20 protein-coding genes are annotated in these 16,191 nt (G+C 38.0%); 13 read left to right on the forward strand and 7 right to left on the reverse strand.

From position 1 onward, the window contains the following. Window positions 1-4 precede the first annotated feature (4 nt). Genes WG905_RS05600 through WG905_RS05625 form a run of 6 tightly spaced genes read left to right on the forward strand, consistent with a single transcriptional unit; the run spans window position 5 to window position 6,543 of the window. Window positions 5-1,444, forward strand: a complete 1,440-nt coding sequence (locus WG905_RS05600; RefSeq protein WP_339590725.1) for an O-antigen ligase family protein — start codon at window positions 5-7, stop codon at window positions 1,442-1,444. 5 nt (window positions 1,445-1,449) lie between these two features. Next, on the forward strand, window positions 1,450-2,655 hold the full coding sequence (locus WG905_RS05605) for a glycosyltransferase (RefSeq protein ID WP_339590726.1): 1,206 nt from the start codon (window positions 1,450-1,452) through the stop codon (window positions 2,653-2,655). Window positions 2,656-2,666: 11 nt separating this feature from the next. Then, complete coding sequence (locus WG905_RS05610; protein ID WP_339590727.1) at window positions 2,667-3,989, forward strand: lipopolysaccharide biosynthesis protein; 1,323 nt, start codon at window positions 2,667-2,669, stop codon at window positions 3,987-3,989. Between the two features lie 6 nt (window positions 3,990-3,995). Further along, the gene (locus WG905_RS05615; protein WP_339590728.1) at window positions 3,996-4,862 is read left to right on the forward strand and encodes a beta-1,6-N-acetylglucosaminyltransferase; all 867 of its coding nucleotides are present in this window, start codon (window positions 3,996-3,998) and stop codon (window positions 4,860-4,862) included. Further along, window positions 4,849-5,706, forward strand: coding sequence for a glycosyltransferase family 2 protein (locus WG905_RS05620; RefSeq protein ID WP_339590729.1), 858 nt, complete (start codon window positions 4,849-4,851; stop codon window positions 5,704-5,706). The genes WG905_RS05615 and WG905_RS05620 overlap by 14 nt, the downstream gene beginning before the upstream one ends. Window positions 5,707-5,736: 30 nt before the next feature. After that, complete coding sequence (locus tag WG905_RS05625; RefSeq protein ID WP_339590730.1) at window positions 5,737-6,543, forward strand: glycosyltransferase family 2 protein; 807 nt, start codon at window positions 5,737-5,739, stop codon at window positions 6,541-6,543. 234 nt (window positions 6,544-6,777) lie between these two features. Here WG905_RS05625 and WG905_RS05630 read toward each other — a convergent pair whose 3' ends face one another. Further along, on the reverse strand, window positions 6,778-7,989 hold the full coding sequence (locus WG905_RS05630) for a glycosyltransferase (RefSeq protein ID WP_339590731.1): 1,212 nt from the start codon (window positions 7,987-7,989) through the stop codon (window positions 6,778-6,780). A 611-nt stretch (window positions 7,990-8,600) separates the two neighbouring features. Between WG905_RS05630 and WG905_RS05635 the strand changes: the two genes are divergently transcribed. Beyond that, a complete protein-coding gene (locus WG905_RS05635; protein ID WP_339590732.1) occupies window positions 8,601-8,816 on the forward strand; it encodes a hypothetical protein in 216 nt (71 codons plus the stop codon). 55 nt (window positions 8,817-8,871) lie between these two features. On the opposite strand, the gene WG905_RS05640 is transcribed toward WG905_RS05635, so the two are convergent. Continuing rightward, window positions 8,872-9,111 (reverse strand): hypothetical protein, encoded by a 240-nt coding sequence (locus tag WG905_RS05640; RefSeq protein WP_339590733.1) that lies wholly within the window; start codon window positions 9,109-9,111, stop codon window positions 8,872-8,874. A gap of 84 nt (window positions 9,112-9,195) precedes the next feature. Next, window positions 9,196-9,624, reverse strand: a complete 429-nt coding sequence (locus tag WG905_RS05645) for a DUF3995 domain-containing protein (protein WP_339590734.1) — start codon at window positions 9,622-9,624, stop codon at window positions 9,196-9,198. A 547-nt stretch (window positions 9,625-10,171) separates the two neighbouring features. Here WG905_RS05645 and WG905_RS05650 point away from each other — a divergent pair. The 4 genes from WG905_RS05650 (at window position 10,172) to WG905_RS05665 (ending at window position 11,317) form a co-directional block, all read left to right on the forward strand. After that, window positions 10,172-10,402, forward strand: coding sequence for a DUF6266 family protein (locus WG905_RS05650; RefSeq protein ID WP_339590735.1), 231 nt, complete (start codon window positions 10,172-10,174; stop codon window positions 10,400-10,402). Next, entirely contained in the window at window positions 10,399-10,539 is a 141-nt protein-coding gene (locus tag WG905_RS05655) for a DUF6266 family protein (RefSeq protein WP_339590736.1), read from the forward strand. Before WG905_RS05650 ends, WG905_RS05655 begins: the two co-directional genes overlap by 4 nt. An 11-nt stretch (window positions 10,540-10,550) precedes the next feature. Beyond that, on the forward strand, window positions 10,551-10,808 hold the full coding sequence (locus WG905_RS05660; protein ID WP_339590737.1) for a DUF6266 family protein: 258 nt from the start codon (window positions 10,551-10,553) through the stop codon (window positions 10,806-10,808). A gap of 155 nt (window positions 10,809-10,963) precedes the next feature. After that, a complete protein-coding gene (locus WG905_RS05665) occupies window positions 10,964-11,317 on the forward strand; it encodes a DUF6266 family protein (RefSeq protein ID WP_339590738.1) in 354 nt (117 codons plus the stop codon). Window positions 11,318-11,431: 114 nt separating this feature from the next. On the opposite strand, the gene WG905_RS05670 is transcribed toward WG905_RS05665, so the two are convergent. From WG905_RS05670 to WG905_RS05685, 4 genes are read right to left on the reverse strand one after another with little or no spacing between them, the layout of a single operon-like run. After that, window positions 11,432-11,956: an ATP-binding protein gene (locus WG905_RS05670; protein ID WP_339590739.1), complete on the reverse strand. Its 525-nt coding sequence runs from the start codon at window positions 11,954-11,956 to the stop codon at window positions 11,432-11,434. Next, window positions 11,956-12,291, reverse strand: a complete 336-nt coding sequence (locus WG905_RS05675) for an STAS domain-containing protein (protein WP_339590740.1) — start codon at window positions 12,289-12,291, stop codon at window positions 11,956-11,958. Before WG905_RS05675 ends, WG905_RS05670 begins: the two co-directional genes overlap by 1 nt. Beyond that, on the reverse strand, window positions 12,278-13,420 hold the full coding sequence (locus WG905_RS05680) for a SpoIIE family protein phosphatase (protein WP_339590741.1): 1,143 nt from the start codon (window positions 13,418-13,420) through the stop codon (window positions 12,278-12,280). Before WG905_RS05680 ends, WG905_RS05675 begins: the two co-directional genes overlap by 14 nt. Then, a complete protein-coding gene (locus WG905_RS05685) occupies window positions 13,413-13,955 on the reverse strand; it encodes a hypothetical protein (protein WP_339590742.1) in 543 nt (180 codons plus the stop codon). The genes WG905_RS05680 and WG905_RS05685 overlap by 8 nt, the downstream gene beginning before the upstream one ends. 37 nt (window positions 13,956-13,992) lie before the next feature. On the opposite strand from WG905_RS05685, the gene WG905_RS05690 reads away from it, so the two are divergent. Next, a complete protein-coding gene (locus WG905_RS05690; protein WP_339590743.1) occupies window positions 13,993-14,901 on the forward strand; it encodes a glycosyltransferase family 2 protein in 909 nt (302 codons plus the stop codon). A gap of 76 nt (window positions 14,902-14,977) precedes the next feature. Then, complete coding sequence (locus WG905_RS05695; protein ID WP_339590744.1) at window positions 14,978-16,144, forward strand: glycosyltransferase family 2 protein; 1,167 nt, start codon at window positions 14,978-14,980, stop codon at window positions 16,142-16,144. The last annotated feature ends 47 nt before the right edge of the window (window positions 16,145-16,191 follow it).

The following is a 16,191-nucleotide window of genomic DNA, read 5'->3' on the forward strand; positions in this document are numbered from 1 at the left end:
TTTCATGAAATTCGACTTCACCTCCCCAGCTAAAATTTCTCCCATACTACTCACCATTTTGTTGGTGTTGTTTACGGGGTTATTTACTTTGGGCAGTTTTCATTTTGGGCTGACTTTCAGTTTGCTGGTGTTTATTATTTTAATTGGGATCCCGTTTGCCTTCTCCATTATGTTTTACCCAAGGTTTGGCATCCTGGTATTGCTTATCGCTGCCTATTTTATCATGTGGGTGTTGAGGATGGGCATCAATTTTCCGCTTGGTACCTTGATGGATGGTATAGAACTGCTCTTAATTATCGGCCTTTTTATCAGTCAAAAGCAGAATCCCAACTGGGAAATCTTTAAAAATCCCATCAGTTATATGATTCTGATTTGGATTGCCTATAACCTCTTCATGTTTCTTAATCCTGTCGCAGAGTCGAGGTTGGCATGGGTATACACCATCAGGGCGCTTGCCATGGTCATGCTGACTTATTTTATATTTATGGCCCAGATCAAGACGGTTAGTTTCATCAGGATTATCATCAAAGTTTGGATTGGTCTGGCATTTTTCGCGGCCCTATATGCCTTCAAACAGGAACATTTTGGCTTTTTTGCATTTGAGGAACGCAGTATCGACGATCCGCTACTACGCTCCCTGTTATTTATCGATGGGCGTTGGCGTAAATTTTCAATTTTCTCTGAACCTGTGGCTTTTGCTTACAATATGGTAACCGCTTCTATACTCTGTATCGTTTTGATGTTAAATCAGATGAAAACTTACAAGAAGGTTATCTTAGGCTTTTTGGTGTTGTTTTTTTTATTAACCATGCTTTATTCTGGAACACGTGGGGCTTATCCCTTACTTCCAATAGCCATATTTATGTTAGCGATCTTAAAATTCAACTTTAAAATACTGATTGCCTCTTCCATTGCTTTGGTTTTCTTTCTTTTGTTAATCTTTGTCCCAACCTCCAATCAGCATATCAAAAGATTTCAAACCGCTTTCAGGCCCTCCGACGATGCCTCTTTTAATGTTCGTAAGATTAACCAGAAAAAAATCCAGCCTTATATTCAATCGCATCCATTTGGGGGAGGTCTTGGCGCCACAGGTACTTGGGGACGCAGGTTTTCACCTAATTCCTACCTGGCCAGTTTTCCGCCAGACAGTGGATATGTGCGGACGGCGGTAGAATTGGGTTATGTTGGGATGTTCATTTTTTGTACGCTGATGTTTGTGATCTTAAAAACCGGGATCAAGAACTATTTTGAAATCAAGGACCCGGAACTAAAGAACTATTGTTTAGCGATGCTTTTAATTGTGTTTGCTTTAAACATTGGGAACTACCCCCAGGAAGCATTCGTCCAGTTTCCATCAAGCATTTACTTCTACCTCGCTGTGGCACTGCTTAATGTAACCTGGTTATTGGACAAGCAACAACAAAAACGGCAACTATTAACATAAGGACAATGCATATGATTCAAGGAAAAGATATAGTTATTGTTGGATTACAGCCCTGGGATACTGAAATTGGCAGTAACTGCAAGGATGTTGCCCTGGAGATGAGTAAAAATAACCGGGTTTTGTATGTCAATTCTCCATTGGACAGGATAACGAAGTTTCGGCATAAGGACAAACCTTTTGTTAAAAACAGACTGGCCAAAATGCAACAGAAAGAGAACAGTCCGGCATTAATTTCTTCCAATCTTTGGGTTTTTGATCCTAATGTGATCATTGAATCTGTCAACTGGATTAAAGTTGATTTCATCTTCGACCTATTGAATAAATGGAATAACCAGCGGTTCGCTCATTCTATTAAAAAAGCAATTTCAGTTTTGGAAATGGAAAACTTCATCCTATTTAATGACAGCGATATTTTTCGAAGCTTTTACCTGAAAGAACTGTTAAATCCTGAGCTGAGTATTTATTATTCGAGGGATTACCTATTATCTGTCGACTATTGGAAATACCACGGTGTCAGGCTCGAACCCAAATTGATGGCCAAGAGCGATATCTGTGTGGCAAATTCTACCTACCTGACAGATTTGTGCAAACGATACAATCCAAATTCCTATTATGTAGGCCAGGGGTGTGAAACAGATGCATTTTTAGAAGCTGGTGAGCTAGCGGTTCCGAATCAAATTACAACCATCGCTCAACCCATTATTGGATATGTTGGTGCCCTCACTACGATTAGGCTTGATCTGGAGATCATTACTTATATTGCAACTGAAAACCCGCAATGGAATATCGTTTTGGTGGGTCCGGAAGACGATGAATTCAAAGCCAGCCAGTTACATGAACTTAAGAATGTTTATTTCACAGGGTCAAAAGATCCCAAGGAATTGCCGGCTTATGTAGGCTCTTTTACTGTATGCATCAATCCGCAATTGGTCAATGAGCTCACCATTGGCAATTACCCACGTAAAATTGATGAATATTTAGCTGCTGGTAAACCGGTAGTGGCTACCAAAACGGAGGGGATGTCTGAATTTGCTGCGCATTGCTATTTAGCGACCAATAAGCATGAATACGTGAAATATATTCGGGAAGCTATGGTTTCGGATTCAGCAGAAGCTAGTCAAGAAAGAAAAACATTTGCCTCTTCCCATACTTGGGAAAACAGTGTAGGTAAAATATATGAGGCCATTACAGTCAGTGCTGTTACCGTGTAATTGAAGAATGAATGTTACAAAGAATCAAAGAACAAGCTAAAAATAAGTATTTTCTGTCACTTTCTACAAATGTGTTTTCGGCTGGTTGTGCCATGTTGGTTTTTGTTCTCTTGTTAAGGTCCATGAAGATTGAACACATGGGTTATTGGATATTCTTTCAAACTACCCTGAGTTTATTGGATACCTTCAGGTCAGGTTTTCTTCAAATGGCACTGATGAAATATTATTCAGGAGCTGAAAAGTCAAGGGCAGCCGAAGTATTAGGCTCTATCTGGTTCCTGGCTATTTCAATCACCTTGTTTTCGTTTATCTTGACTGTCCCCGCGCTTTTACTGCTTTCCTTTATTGATGATATCAGTATCCAAATCGTGATCAAATGGTTTGCCATTATATTTTTCCTGACCTTGCCTTATACCATTTCTTTATGGCGATTGCAAGCTGATCAAAAGTTCAAGCAGCTGTTGACATTGGCCATGATCAATCAATTATCATTTTTAGCGATGATTATTCTTCTGATGATTTCCGATCAAATAAGTATTAACAATGTTTTATACGCCTATGCTTTAACTTGCATCATTACCAGCTCTATATGTTTATTAACTGGCTGGTCAGGCTTCAAATACGTTATGAAAAAGACGAGGACCTGTATGCAGGAAGTCTATCATTTTGGCAAATTCAGTGTAGGAACTTCCATCAGTGCCAACCTGTTAAGGAGTTCAGATATATTCATGATTAACTTTTTGCTTGGTCCTGCCTTAATTCCGGTATATAATGTTGCGCAAAGATTAATGGAGGTGATCGAGATCCCATTAAGAAGTTTTCTTGTTGCAGGGATGCCTGATCTTTCGGCAGCGTTTAATCAAAAAAGAAACCATGATGTTGTTGCTATTATGGAAAAGTATTCTGGTATGTTGACCATAGCACTTATACCCGTAGCCATCCTGGGCGTCGCGTTTGCTGATTACGCTGTGGCTCTACTTGGCGGCGGGAAGTATTTGGGAACAGATGCTGCCAATATTTTCAGAATTCTCCTGGTACTTTCCCTCATTTATCCTATTGACAGGTTTTCTGGGGTCACCTTGGATATCATCAACCAGCCAAAAAGAAATTTTTATAAGGTGATCCTCATGCTGATCATCAATGTGATTGGTAATTATCTGGGGATTTTATGGTTGGGCAATTTATATGGTGTCGCCTTGAGCAGTGTCCTGTCTTCTGCTGTTGGTTTTTTATACTGCTATACTTCTTTGCGTGAGTTTTTAACCTTCAATATAAAGGGAATCTTAAATACCGGGGTAAGGGATTTGAAATTGCTTTACCTTAAAATATTTTAATGTACTATGAAGGTTGCACACATCATTTTGGTTCATCATCAACCGATTCAATTGAAAAGGCTCTTGCTGCGCCTTGAACATGCTAATTGTAAGGCTTTTGTTCACTTGGATAGCAAGTGTAACTTAAAAGATTTTGCTTTCCTTGAAACGCATTCCTTTGTGGAATTGATTAGCGACAGACAAAATGTAACCTGGGGTGGGTTCAGCATTGTAAAAGCGATTATGGCTTCTATAAAGCAGATTATTAAAAGTACAATGAAGTATGATTACATCAATTTAATCAGCGGGCAGGACTATGCCCTAAAATCTTCTGAAACATTTATGTCCTTCCTGGAAGATAATCCTCGAAAGATTTTCATGGAGTACCATTTACCCGGACATCCATGGCTGGAGGAAGCAAAGAAAAGATTCAGTCATTATCACTTCACAGATTTTAATTTTAAAGGGAAGACCCGACTGGAAAAGGTTATTAACTTCTTTTTTCGACCACAAAAAATGCCTGCTGATTTTGTGTTTATCGGTCACTCTGGTTGGTTCACTTTAGATTGGGAGTCTGCAGTCTATGTCGTTGATTATTTTGCAAACAACAAAAGTGTTATCTGGAAATTCAAATGGAGCTGGGGTGCTGATGAAATTCTAATTCAGAGTATATTATATAATTCGCCCTACCAGTATAAGCTGGTCAATAATAATTTGCGCTATATTGATTGGTCGGAAGGAAAAGTAAGTCCGAAGATATTAACCATGGCAGATCAACCAAAACTAATGACAACCGACTGCTTTTTTGGAAGGAAGTTCGATATAAATGTTGACGAAAGTATTTTAAATTACATAGACCAAGCTATACATAATGAAGCTAATGACAAATTATAAAGTCCCAAATTGGGTGAAGGATGTTAACCTAAGTTTCGATTCCTATGATGCTATTCCATCCAGTGTGTTTGATGACGTGAATACAAAATTGGATCGTCTACAAAACCGGGTTCCACTGGTAACAGTTATTATCGCCGCTTATAATGAAGAAATAAATATCCTGCGTTGCCTGAATTCGCTCTCCAACACACAATATAAGCAACCTATCGAATTTATTGTGGTCAACAATAACTCATCAGACCACACACAGGAAACCATCGATCGCTTAAACGTGAGGAAGTTATTTCAACCTATTCAAGGCTGTGGACCGGCAAGGCAAATGGGGCAGGAGCATGCGAGGGGTAAATACATCCTTTTAGCCGATGCCGATTGTCTTTATCCGGCGACTTGGATGGACGAAATGATGAAGGTATTGCAGCAACCTGGTATTGCCTGTGTATATGGCCGGTATTCCTTTATACCTGAGGCAGGCTACAGCAGAAGTCAATTATATATACTGGAGAAAATGAAAGATGTCATTGCGGCTTACAGGCATATCAAAAGACCTTATTTAAATGCCTTTGGGATCAGTATGGGATATGTTAAGGAGTATGGCTTAAAAGCCGGTTATGTGATGCATAATGTCAGGGGAGAGGATGGCCGCCTTGCTTTCGATATGATGAAATATGGTCGCATTGTACAGGTTAAAGCAAACAGTGCCCGGCCATGGACAGGTCCGAGGACACTTGAAAGGGATGGTAGCTTTTATAAAGCGCTAGGCAATAGGGTGAAGATCGAATTCAACAGATTTTTTACCATGATGAAAAGTGAGAAACCACATGATACCAAGTCCTCAGGAAATTAACGTCAGTAAGTTTATTAAATTTTCAGCATAATGAGACCAGTAAAGATCCCTGCTTCCATCTTAAAGTACATAGATGTAAATTCTTCTTCCCCCGAAGCATTAATGAAAGCGGCCCATTCAGGATACCTGACCCTTTTAAAAAACGAGCCTGAGGTTTCTATCATCATACCCGCTTATAACGAAGAATTGAATATCGTTCCTACACTGGCTTCCCTTTGTCAGAACAAAACTGCCCGAAGCGTGGAGATCATCGTGGTCGACAATAATTCTAAAGACAAGACAGCACATTTGGCTAATGCCTGTGGGGTGAATTGTATCAGAGAAACACAGCAGGGAATCACCTTCGCAAGGAATAAAGGATTGTCTATTGCCCGTGGGAAATATATCCTCAACGCGGATGCAGATAGCATTTATCCGGAGCAATGGATTGAAAGTATGGTTAAACCCTTGGAGGACGAAGGCATCGCTTTAACCTATGGTCGTTTTTCCCTTATCCCAACAGGTAATACAGGTCGTTTAACTTATTTTTTTTACGAATACATCGCGGAGCTTTCCCGATTTATCAATAAAAAAGTAAAGGATGAGGCGGTCAATGTTTACGGCTTTAATTCAGGTTTTAGAAGAGTTGAGGGCCTAAGTGTAGATAGTTTCAATCATCCCATCCATACAAATGAAGATGGCTGGTTAGCCCTAAAACTTAGGGATAAAGGGTATGGTAAACTACATTTAGTGACGAGTATAGACTCCCTGGTGTGGACTACAGACCGAAGAATTCAACTGGATGGCGGTCTAATGAAAGGTTTTCTCAAAAGATTTAAAAGGATGCTAAAGCCTTAGTAAGGTGATTAGTTGCTTTTATAAAACCAAATGTCATAATTGTACTTCAGTTGCCTGTAACACATAGCGCAGCATGGAAATAGTGGTGTTATCGTTCTGTGTCCAGCTTTTTCTTGTCATGGTACTCGGCTCAATTTCGGAGTTTTCCTGAAATAAACAAGGATTGCATCCTGTCCATTATTAATGGTTATTCCTTAATGCTTATTCAAATATTGCATAGGTAAACATAAACTTTTACTTGTCAAAATGAACAGGCCTTATCTTTAATTCATGTTCATTTATAATTGAAAGCACACGATCAGCAATTTTATCCCAGCTAAACTTTTGGATATAGCTTTTCCGCTGTATACGCTTTATCTCTGAATCTTCGAGGAGCGCATCTTCAATTTTCTCAATGTATTCATCCACCCCAATCGCCAAATAGGTTGATGTTTTAAATTCATCCTGCATAAATTCCGTTGATGTAGCCACTACAGGCTTTCCACAATGTAGGTATTCAATTATTTTCAAAGGAAAGTTGCCAATGGTCGTTGTATTAATTAACTGCGGATTGATGCATACATCGAATTGATTTATGTAGGAGATTACCTCATTTTTATGAATTTTACCAAGGTAATGAACATTTGGAAGTTGGTACAATTCGCTGCTACTAAATTGTTCATCATCAGGACCAACCAATACTAAACTCCAGTCCTTTCTTGCTTTCGCGATGTTGATCAGCAAATTTAAGTCAAGCCGTAATGACGTAATTGCACCCACATAACCTATTAAAGGTCTGGGTATGTTTTTAAGCTGTTCAGGAGCGTTTCCTAAACTGACATTATTGTTTAAATCTAGCCCACATCCGTTTCCGATGTAAAAGCTGTTTTCATTATATTTTAATGCGTTTTTTGTAAAGGTTGGCGAATTGCACAATATAATGTCGCTTTTTTTCATCAGTTTTGGTTCTAAAGCAATACCATGTCTTTTCCAATAGGCATTATCAAACATATAATCACGATCCAGATAGATATGTAAAGCAGGTTTCAATATTTCTTTGAGATAAAAACTACGCAGGATATCCTTGTCGTTGATTAAAATATAAGAATCAAAGCCTAATTCATTGATTGCATCTTGGATGTTAGTAGCTAATTTTTTGTTATTACGTTTGTGAAGAAGCGAAAATATATGCTGATTAGAAATCCAATTAATTGATTCCATGATAGCTGAGGGATTTAATACAAATAGGTTAGCCGAGATCTCAGTTAATCCCTTTTCCTTTCTTTTGATTAAATTGATGTGTTGATCTAGAAAAACATCACGTTCCCCAAAATAAAGTGATTTCCTGTCAATTGGAGGGTTTACATATAAGACCTTATGATTTTTGGCGAATTCTTTAGCTAAACAAGTGGAGGTAGATTCCCTGTCAGTATTGATGCGTTGCAAGCTAACGAATACAATATTCATAATACTCAAATTATTTTCTTGACATGCTAATGTAGGTATTTATTAACTCTAGTCAAATACCATGCAACAATATTGTGGCTTTTTTCTCACAAAATTGGACGGCTTTTGAATATTGCCTCATTAAGAATATAAATCCTCCATTGTTTTCAATCAGGCAAATAGGAAATCTTAATTTTGTTATTAGCTTTACGTAAAAAATATTAGTATTCTGAAAATACCATCTAGATTCTTTAATTTCCTTTTAATACCTGTAAAAAATAAATGCCTGTTTATAACCAACTGATAAAGAAGTTTAAAAGGCCCACCAATATTAAAATCAGGTTTAGCTATAACTATTGCTAAAGGTTTCCTTATAACCTCCAATTTCTTCATCTTTTTTATTCTGGTTAGACTTTGCTCCCCGATAGATTTTGGGACATGGGTTTTGTATTCTTCTATTGTGGTAATTTTTGAAATAGCCAATAACAGCTTTGTGAGCAATGCTATTGTGAAATACTATCATGATTATCAAGATACTTTGCGAGGGGTTTTTATTTATAATGCTTTTATTTTTACCATATCGCTTTCTTTGCTGTTCAGTGTTATCCTTTACTTTTAATCACCTGCAATTAATGGTTTATGCGAACTGCGATTTTTTTGTCTCGGCTCATGGTGGTACGGCCGCATTAGCCAGTTACTTTGGCGGCCATAATATCATCTTATCAAAAAGAGGGATTGAGCATGATCTCAACGAATTCACAACCATTTTTCCGGCATTATCAGGTGCAAAGATTCACCATGCAAAGACGGATTCTGAAGTGCAGGGTTATTTAGAGAAGTATTATTAAAAACACATCAATCATCATTTGTGGTCGATGGTCTAATATCCTTCATTTATCTTCGTCACTTTTCAACTGCTTTATATGCGATAAATATAGAACATTGAACGGTTTCAAAGCCTGCTCCGATGTTGGGGGCAGGTAAAAAGGAGCTTTCGGCATTTAGGATTCTGTATTCTGTGATGCGGTTGGCTTTTATAAACGAGACGAGTTTATCGTTGAGTACATCGTTTACATAATTATCGTTTTCAATGTTTACATCACCTGCAATAAAAGCACAGGATAATCTGGCAAATAGTTCCATGATTTTAGGGTGTTATATTTTAATTAGCCAAGAATTCACTAGTTAGTTTAATTAAAATCCTATATTAATTCATCTCCCCAATTCCTAACCCATCTTCCAATATGCCAGCCAATGACTAATAGCAATGAACACACAAAGAGGACTATAAAACTGGGTATCCATTTTCGCAAATAAACTTTGTTTGCGTCGTTTGGTAAATCCTATATTGTTAAAATCGCCAACCGCGCGCAATAGGAAAATTATGCCAATACCGAATATTCCATGTCGGGTGATGTCTTTACTTAAGTCAAATACGATCAAACCGCTATAAGTAAGATCAACCATCATAAATAACAGCAATCCCAATGCTACGATAAAAGTACCCAAACTCCCTGGATTAAATAATTTCCTGCCGTTAGTATTGGTAGGGATAACCGCACCGAGCGCCCATTGGCCGCCTATTGCCCAGTAAACATGGAGGAAGCCCAAGAGTAAAAATATAAAACTATTTAAAATGAGTAGGATTTGAATCATAATATTTAGGCTAATGTAATCAAAATCGTAGCCATCACATAAGGGGTTAACCTACAAAGGAAATATTCAGATCAAACTTACCCCTCAATACCTGCTCATCCCACACTGTCAAAATTCCCTGCAAAATATGACTCTTTATGACTAAGAACGTCTCTTACGCCATCAACGTCTATTGCGCAACACCTTAGTTTTAAAGTAAATACATTTGATTTAAAGTTGCAACATACAGCATGTTAAACTACAATCAACCAAATTGATTTACAACTAAACCGAAGCAACCATCATCAGCTTACAGCTTACACCTGGCAAAGAATAAGCTGATGATAGCTTCATTACCAAAAACAAACAAACTAAAGTCAAACGAAAATGGACGATCAAATTACAGGTTGGAATAACCTGAGAGATGGCTTGCGCAAAGCTAATCCAACCCTAACAGACAAGGCCATCCAACGACCGCCCTGTCAGGATCCCGCTACGCGCGACTCATTTTTTACTGATCAGTAAAAGATCATTAAACAGTTACCTAAACCTTATCAAAACTAATATTATGGCCAAATTACCACAAGGCGTATTCGGACCAATCATAGGAAAAGTAGGTCCTATAGTTGGGGCAAAATGGAAAGATGTAGCTTATATCCGTTCCTTAGCTCCAAAAAGCGAAAAACCCCCAACTCCCGATCAACTCAATAACCGTGAAAAGTTTAAGTTCATCAACGAATTTTTAATGAGTTTTCATGCTTACCTGACCATAGGGTTGATGATAAAGCGAAAAAGATGACGCCATTAAATGCCGCTTATTCTCTTAATCACAAGAAATTGATCCGTGGCACTTATCCCAACATCAGCATTGACTATTCGGAATTTATATGGAGTGTGGGTACACTGCCGACATTAACAGGTTTCAGGTTGAAATAACCGAAGGAAATGTGCTAAATTTTTTATGGGAACAGGACAACCGCCGATCAACTGTTTTTAATGACCAGGTGATGCTGTTAATCTATTGCCCCGCATTACAAATAACGGACGGTTTTATCAACGGAGTGAACAGGGCAGACAAACACTGCCACTTTTCCATCAACCCTAAATTTGCCGGCCATGAGGTGGAAGTGTACATCGGCCTGTGTTCCTTAAACAGAAAGAAAATTTCCGATAGCCAATACCTGGGCAGATTTTCCATCGTTTAATGCAGCCAATTGATTGGGCTTATCAATCATTTTATAAATCTATCATTAAAAAATAACCTAGGGGAATTATCCGAAAGGGTATCCTTGGTGGGTTCAGTAAAAAAACTGGTCCACTTGTAGGAGCCATCTAAAGAAATAAAAATGTAATTAGAACAGTGCCGCTGAAAAGTGCGAAAGCACCCACTCAACCTCAGGTTAACCAGCGCAGAAAATTTAGGTTGGTTTCCTCTTTTTTAAGTCCGATCAGTGAACTCATCATCACGGGTTTTGTTTCCAGAAAAGGGGATCCAGGTCCAATGCAAATGGCAATGGCTTTTAACCTGGCGCATGCCATTGAAGGCAATTCACCGGATTTTGGCCTTGACTATACAAAAGTTCGCTTCAGTAACGGAAAATTGGCATCACCTGATCACACAGCCATAGAGGCTTTACCGGGCTGTACAGTGGAGTTCTCCTGGGTGGATGATGATCAGCCGTTTAATCACTGTTTTACATCGTTACTGCTGTAGCCTTGAATGGCATTCTCTATTGTGACTTAAACAGCGGTTACATAAAACAGTAAGAAAGGGCAGGAAGTTCGGGAAATACCTTTGCGAACTGGCGGAATAAATAAAAGGAAGGGCTTAAAGTTTGACGTTTACAATAAACGTGTTTTCTTTTGAACGAGGGTCATGCTGGTATTCGAAACCATCAGATGCCCTGGTGATAATGTACAGTCCGAAATTTTCAGGTAAATGTTCGATGTCCATGTTACCTTTATAAGCATCAAGGAATTTAAACCGGTAAGGATCTATTATCTTTATATTTAAACTATTGACCTCAGTAAAGTCCACCTTGATGGTTTTATTCACTTCTTCAAAAGGTATCTGTTCATTGCTTGTAAATTTGATCTGCAGTCCAATATCAACCTTCTCAATCGTTAACTCGGGGTGATTGATGGTCAGCCTGATTTCAGCATTAGGATCTTCGGAGTGTTTGATCGAGTTAGTGACCAGTTCAATGAGGATTAATTTAATTCTACGCCTGATATCTTCACTAATGGTGACATACCTGGAGAGTGTATTGATGACTTCTTTTGTGTACTCCTGAATATCATCCGGATTTTTTGGAATCTTCAGACCAATTTTAATAGGAGTGCTTTGTTTCATTAAAATTTCTTTAAGGAGATCTCTAAATTGCTTTCGATGGTGAAAATTTTATCGAGCCTGGTCAACTCAAACAGGTTCAAAATATCGTCATTCAAATGGGTTAACACAAGTTGACCTTTTAAAGGAAGTAGTTTTTTTAATATAGCAACAAGTGCGCCTAAAAAAGAACTGTCAATGTATTCCACATTTTGAAAGGAGATCACCAGGTTGTGAGCACCGTCCTCTATGTCTTCAAATATTAATTCTTTAAATTGTTCTGACTTTGATAAATTGGCTTCTTTGTTTTCAATAACAATTACAAGCACATCATTGATAGTTTGTTTACTTAGCTTCATTGTTTTTTCTTTTGATGATGATGATACTGCAATCATCTATTTGAGAAGTATGTTTATTAAATAAATTATTGACAATGTTTTCCGTATGTTCATTTCTTTCCTTTAACTCATGAAGTTTGTGTTTAAGCAGTTTCATGTCAGATTTCTTAACTCCGTCAATCTCGAAATCAATAATTCCATCCGTAACGAGAAAAATTTCTTCTTCGTCCTGAATGTCAAGTTCTATTTCATTATATACGGCTTCCTCAGAAAAACCGAGAAGTATACCATCAGACTGATACGAGATCAGGTCAGTTCTGTTTTTTTTATATTTTAATAAAGGTAAATCGCCCGCTCCGGCATAACAAATGGTGCAGTTTTCATCATCTATCAAAACGATGCTGAGTGTAGAAAAAATATCCGACAAAAACTCATCTGCAAAAACAACTCTGTTTAATTTGTGTAGGATGGTAGGTAAATCATAATCACCATCAAATACACATAAACGAATAGCGGAACGCACATAACTTAAAAAACTGAAGGAGAAAAACCAGGCACCCCACTTTTTGCCCATCACATCACCAAGGATCACAAAGGTATGCTGGTCATCGATTTTAATGAAATCAATAAAATCACCACCTGGCTGTTCCTGGTAACTTTTGTTGTAGTAGTTTATGCTGAAGTTCTTTAACTCGGGCGCTTTTTTGGGAATATTTCTAAGGTTTAAGCGCTCAGCTATACCCTTAACCTCACTTAATGACCTTTCATAATGTTCCCTGACTGCCAGCATCAGGTTGTTGATTTTAGAAAGGATCCTGGTAGGGGGCACATCCTTTGCCATGTAGTCAATGGCTTTTAAGTCCAGGCCTTGCTGGATAAAATGCTCATCGTTAACTGAGGTTAGAAATAGAAAGGGGACGTTTTTTAGAAATTCATTTTTAAGCAGCCTTTTTCTGAATTCGAAACCGTTCTTATCAGGCATTTCATAGTCTGAAATGATCAGATCCGGTATATCATATTCCTTCAGAATAATCTCCGCTTCATCTACCGATAAGGCAATTCTACAATGATAGCCGTTATTTGTTAATAATTTTTCGTAAAGCTTTAACTGGAAAAGATCGTCATCAACCAACAAAACGGTTTTATTCATGGGTCTTAAAATTAGAAATAGATTTTACAATAATATAAATTCCTGCAGCAATAATGATGAGTGATATCAAATCCATTAAAGTTACCCCATCGTTTTCATTGAAATAGTAAATGGTAAACATCTCAAAATAGGGTGGCGCAGGCAAGATGATCATTGCAAAACCTAAAGTAACAAATAAAAAGCCTATAATTATTTGAATAAGACGTAGAAACTTTCCTGTTAGCGTAATTTTGGGTGGTTTCCTGGAGTCCAGGTGATTGTTGTTCAGGAGGAATTCCAGCTTGTCTAACTGTTCTAATTGATCAATATCAGCTAAGGAGACTTCTTGTATTTCCTTGATTAACTTCTCGTTACTTAGCTTTTTATCAATAACACCGTTTATTCTATATTGTAGAAGCTTAATATTTTCTGAATCAAGTTCGCTCTTATCGAGCAAGGTGATGAACTCGCTTAATTTCTGATTTAATTCTCCATCTTTGTTGTCAAGATTATCAAAATTTTTTAGGGACTCAGAAAGTTTACTTTTATTTGTCAAAATAATTAATTTGCTAACATGTTACAAATTTAATATAATGTCTCACATTTCAATTGTTACCGTAAATTATAATCAACCCCAGGCTACAATTGAGTTGTTAAGGTCTATTGAGAAACATTATCCTGAAAATATTCTGGAAATAATCCTGGTTGATAACGGAAGTGCAAAAAATAAAGAGGCTTCATTTAAAGCATGTAACCCAGGCATTAAATACATCAGATCTGAAATTAACCTCGGTTTTGCCGGTGGAAATAACCTCGGACTGCAGCGAGCAACGGGTGATTATCTTTTCCTGGTCAATAACGACACGGAGTTTACAGCCGGTTTAGTAGAAACTTTGCTGGAAACCATGAAGGCGAATCCTGAAATAGGAATTATTTCTCCTAAAATCAAGTATTTTGATCAACCGGACATCCTGCAATACGCTGGCTTTACCGCGATGAATTATTATACCTGCCGTAATCAATGTATAGGCCAATTTGAAACTGATGTTGGACAGTATGATCACTTGATAGCGCCAACGGGATATATCCATGGTGCAGCGATGATGATCTCCCGGACTGCGCTTTTGAAAGCAGGGAACATGGCTGAAAATTTCTTTTTGTATTATGAGGAAATGGATTGGTGCGAAAGTATCAAGGCTGCCGGTTTTGAAATCTGGGTCAATACAAATGCCTGCATTTATCACAAGGAATCGATGGCAGTAGGTAAAAACAGTGCGCTAAAAGCCTATTTCATGAACCGCAACCGGATTTTATTCATCAGGCGAAATGCTGAATTACGACAGCGATGTTTTTTCTATGTGTACTTTTTATTGTTTGTAACACCAAGAAATTGCCTGAAGTACTGGCGTGAGCATAACAGTTCCTATATAAAAGTGCTTTTTAACGCCATAGGCTGGAACCTGACAAATGGTGTAAACAGCAAAGTATTAGGGTTTAAATAAGCTGATGACGGCTTCAAAACCTATTAAAACAATATATTCCAATGAATGCTAATAATATAATAATGAACTTAACAACATGATCACATTTTTTTGGATTTCGCTATTCCTGATTTTTTATACCTTTTTTGGCTATGGCCTGTTGTTGTTCGTGTTTGTTAAACTTAAAAGGATCTTTTTTCCGGCCAAAAGAAAACTGTATACGTTTGATGATTTGCCTAGCTGTACACTCATCGTTGCGGCTTTTAATGAGCAGGAGTTTATGGAAGCAAAGATTGCCAATACGCTGGCACTTCAATATCCAGCTTCAAAATTGGAGTTTATATTTGTGACGGATGGTTCTTCTGATCAAACGCCGGATATTGTATCCCGCTATCCGCAGATCAAACTTCTACATCAGCCAGCGCGTAAAGGCAAAATTGCCGCAGTGCACCGTGCCATTCAACAGGTGAATTCAGATTTGATTGTTTTTACCGATGCCAATACCTTTCTGAATGAGGATGCACTGGTTTATTTATGTCGCCATTATGCAGATGATAAAGTAGGTGCCATCGCCGGCGAAAAACGGGTAATGGTTGATGAAACAGCTGATGCAACAGCAGGTGAAGGTTTCTATTGGAAGTATGAATCTAAACTTAAACAGTGGGATTCGGAATTGTATAGTGTGGTGGGCGCCGCTGGAGAGTTGTTTAGTATTCGCAGAAATTTATATGAGCCTGTTCCTGCAAACAGTGTGCTGGACGATTTTATGATTTCTATGCGGATTGCGGAAAAAGGTTATGTAATTGTGTATGAACCGGAAGCTTATGCCATGGAAAGTTCTTCTGCAAATATCACCGAAGAATTAAAACGTAAAATAAGAATTGCCGCAGGTGGAATACAGTCAGTGATTTGGCTTAAATCATTGCTTGTGCCATTTAAATTTCCTGTGTTATCTTTTCAATATTTAAGTCATAGGGTATTGCGGTGGACGATCACGCCATTTTTGATGATCCTGGTTTTTATACTTAACCTGCTGATTGTATGGCAGGAGCCTGGTGTTATTTATAAACTCCTGCTCGCTGCTCAAATCTTATTTTATCTTTCTGCTTTTCTTGGGAAGGTTTTAGAATTGCGAAAGTTACGCGTTAAAGTATTGTTTGTTCCTTATTACTTCTGCGTAATGAATTATGCCGTTTTGGCCGGGCAGATGAGGTATTTTTTCGGAGGTCAGTCGGTGATCTGGGAAAAAGCGATAAGGAAATGATGCAAAGATCATATTTAGCCGGCTGAAAGTTTGTGAACAGACGGCCG

The sequence above is a fragment of the Pedobacter immunditicola genome, from assembly GCF_037482985.1.
In the GTDB taxonomy this organism is placed as follows: domain Bacteria; phylum Bacteroidota; class Bacteroidia; order Sphingobacteriales; family Sphingobacteriaceae; genus Pedobacter; species Pedobacter immunditicola.

Bases quoted from the DNA above. Each gene is read 5' to 3' on its own strand.
- WG905_RS05600 (WP_339590725.1), top strand. From the start codon at position 5: ATGAAATTCGACTTCACCTCCCCAGCTAAAATTTCTCCCATACTACTC.
- WG905_RS05605 (WP_339590726.1), top strand. From the start codon at position 1,450: ATGCATATGATTCAAGGAAAAGATATAGTTATTGTTGGATTACAGCCC.
- WG905_RS05610 (WP_339590727.1), top strand. From the start codon at position 2,667: ATGTTACAAAGAATCAAAGAACAAGCTAAAAATAAGTATTTTCTGTCA.
- WG905_RS05615 (WP_339590728.1), top strand. From the start codon at position 3,996: ATGAAGGTTGCACACATCATTTTGGTTCATCATCAACCGATTCAATTG.
- WG905_RS05620 (WP_339590729.1), top strand. From the start codon at position 4,849: ATGACAAATTATAAAGTCCCAAATTGGGTGAAGGATGTTAACCTAAGT.
- WG905_RS05625 (WP_339590730.1), top strand. From the start codon at position 5,737: ATGAGACCAGTAAAGATCCCTGCTTCCATCTTAAAGTACATAGATGTA.
- WG905_RS05630 (WP_339590731.1), bottom strand. From the start codon at position 7,989: ATGAATATTGTATTCGTTAGCTTGCAACGCATCAATACTGACAGGGAA.
- WG905_RS05635 (WP_339590732.1), top strand. From the start codon at position 8,601: ATGGTTTATGCGAACTGCGATTTTTTTGTCTCGGCTCATGGTGGTACG.
- WG905_RS05640 (WP_339590733.1), bottom strand. From the start codon at position 9,111: ATGGAACTATTTGCCAGATTATCCTGTGCTTTTATTGCAGGTGATGTA.
- WG905_RS05645 (WP_339590734.1), bottom strand. From the start codon at position 9,624: ATGATTCAAATCCTACTCATTTTAAATAGTTTTATATTTTTACTCTTG.
- WG905_RS05650 (WP_339590735.1), top strand. From the start codon at position 10,172: ATGGCCAAATTACCACAAGGCGTATTCGGACCAATCATAGGAAAAGTA.
- WG905_RS05655 (WP_339590736.1), top strand. From the start codon at position 10,399: ATGACGCCATTAAATGCCGCTTATTCTCTTAATCACAAGAAATTGATC.
- WG905_RS05670 (WP_339590739.1), bottom strand. From the start codon at position 11,956: ATGAAACAAAGCACTCCTATTAAAATTGGTCTGAAGATTCCAAAAAAT.
- WG905_RS05675 (WP_339590740.1), bottom strand. From the start codon at position 12,291: ATGAAGCTAAGTAAACAAACTATCAATGATGTGCTTGTAATTGTTATT.
- WG905_RS05680 (WP_339590741.1), bottom strand. From the start codon at position 13,420: ATGAATAAAACCGTTTTGTTGGTTGATGACGATCTTTTCCAGTTAAAG.
- WG905_RS05690 (WP_339590743.1), top strand. From the start codon at position 13,993: ATGTCTCACATTTCAATTGTTACCGTAAATTATAATCAACCCCAGGCT.
- WG905_RS05695 (WP_339590744.1), top strand. From the start codon at position 14,978: ATGATCACATTTTTTTGGATTTCGCTATTCCTGATTTTTTATACCTTT.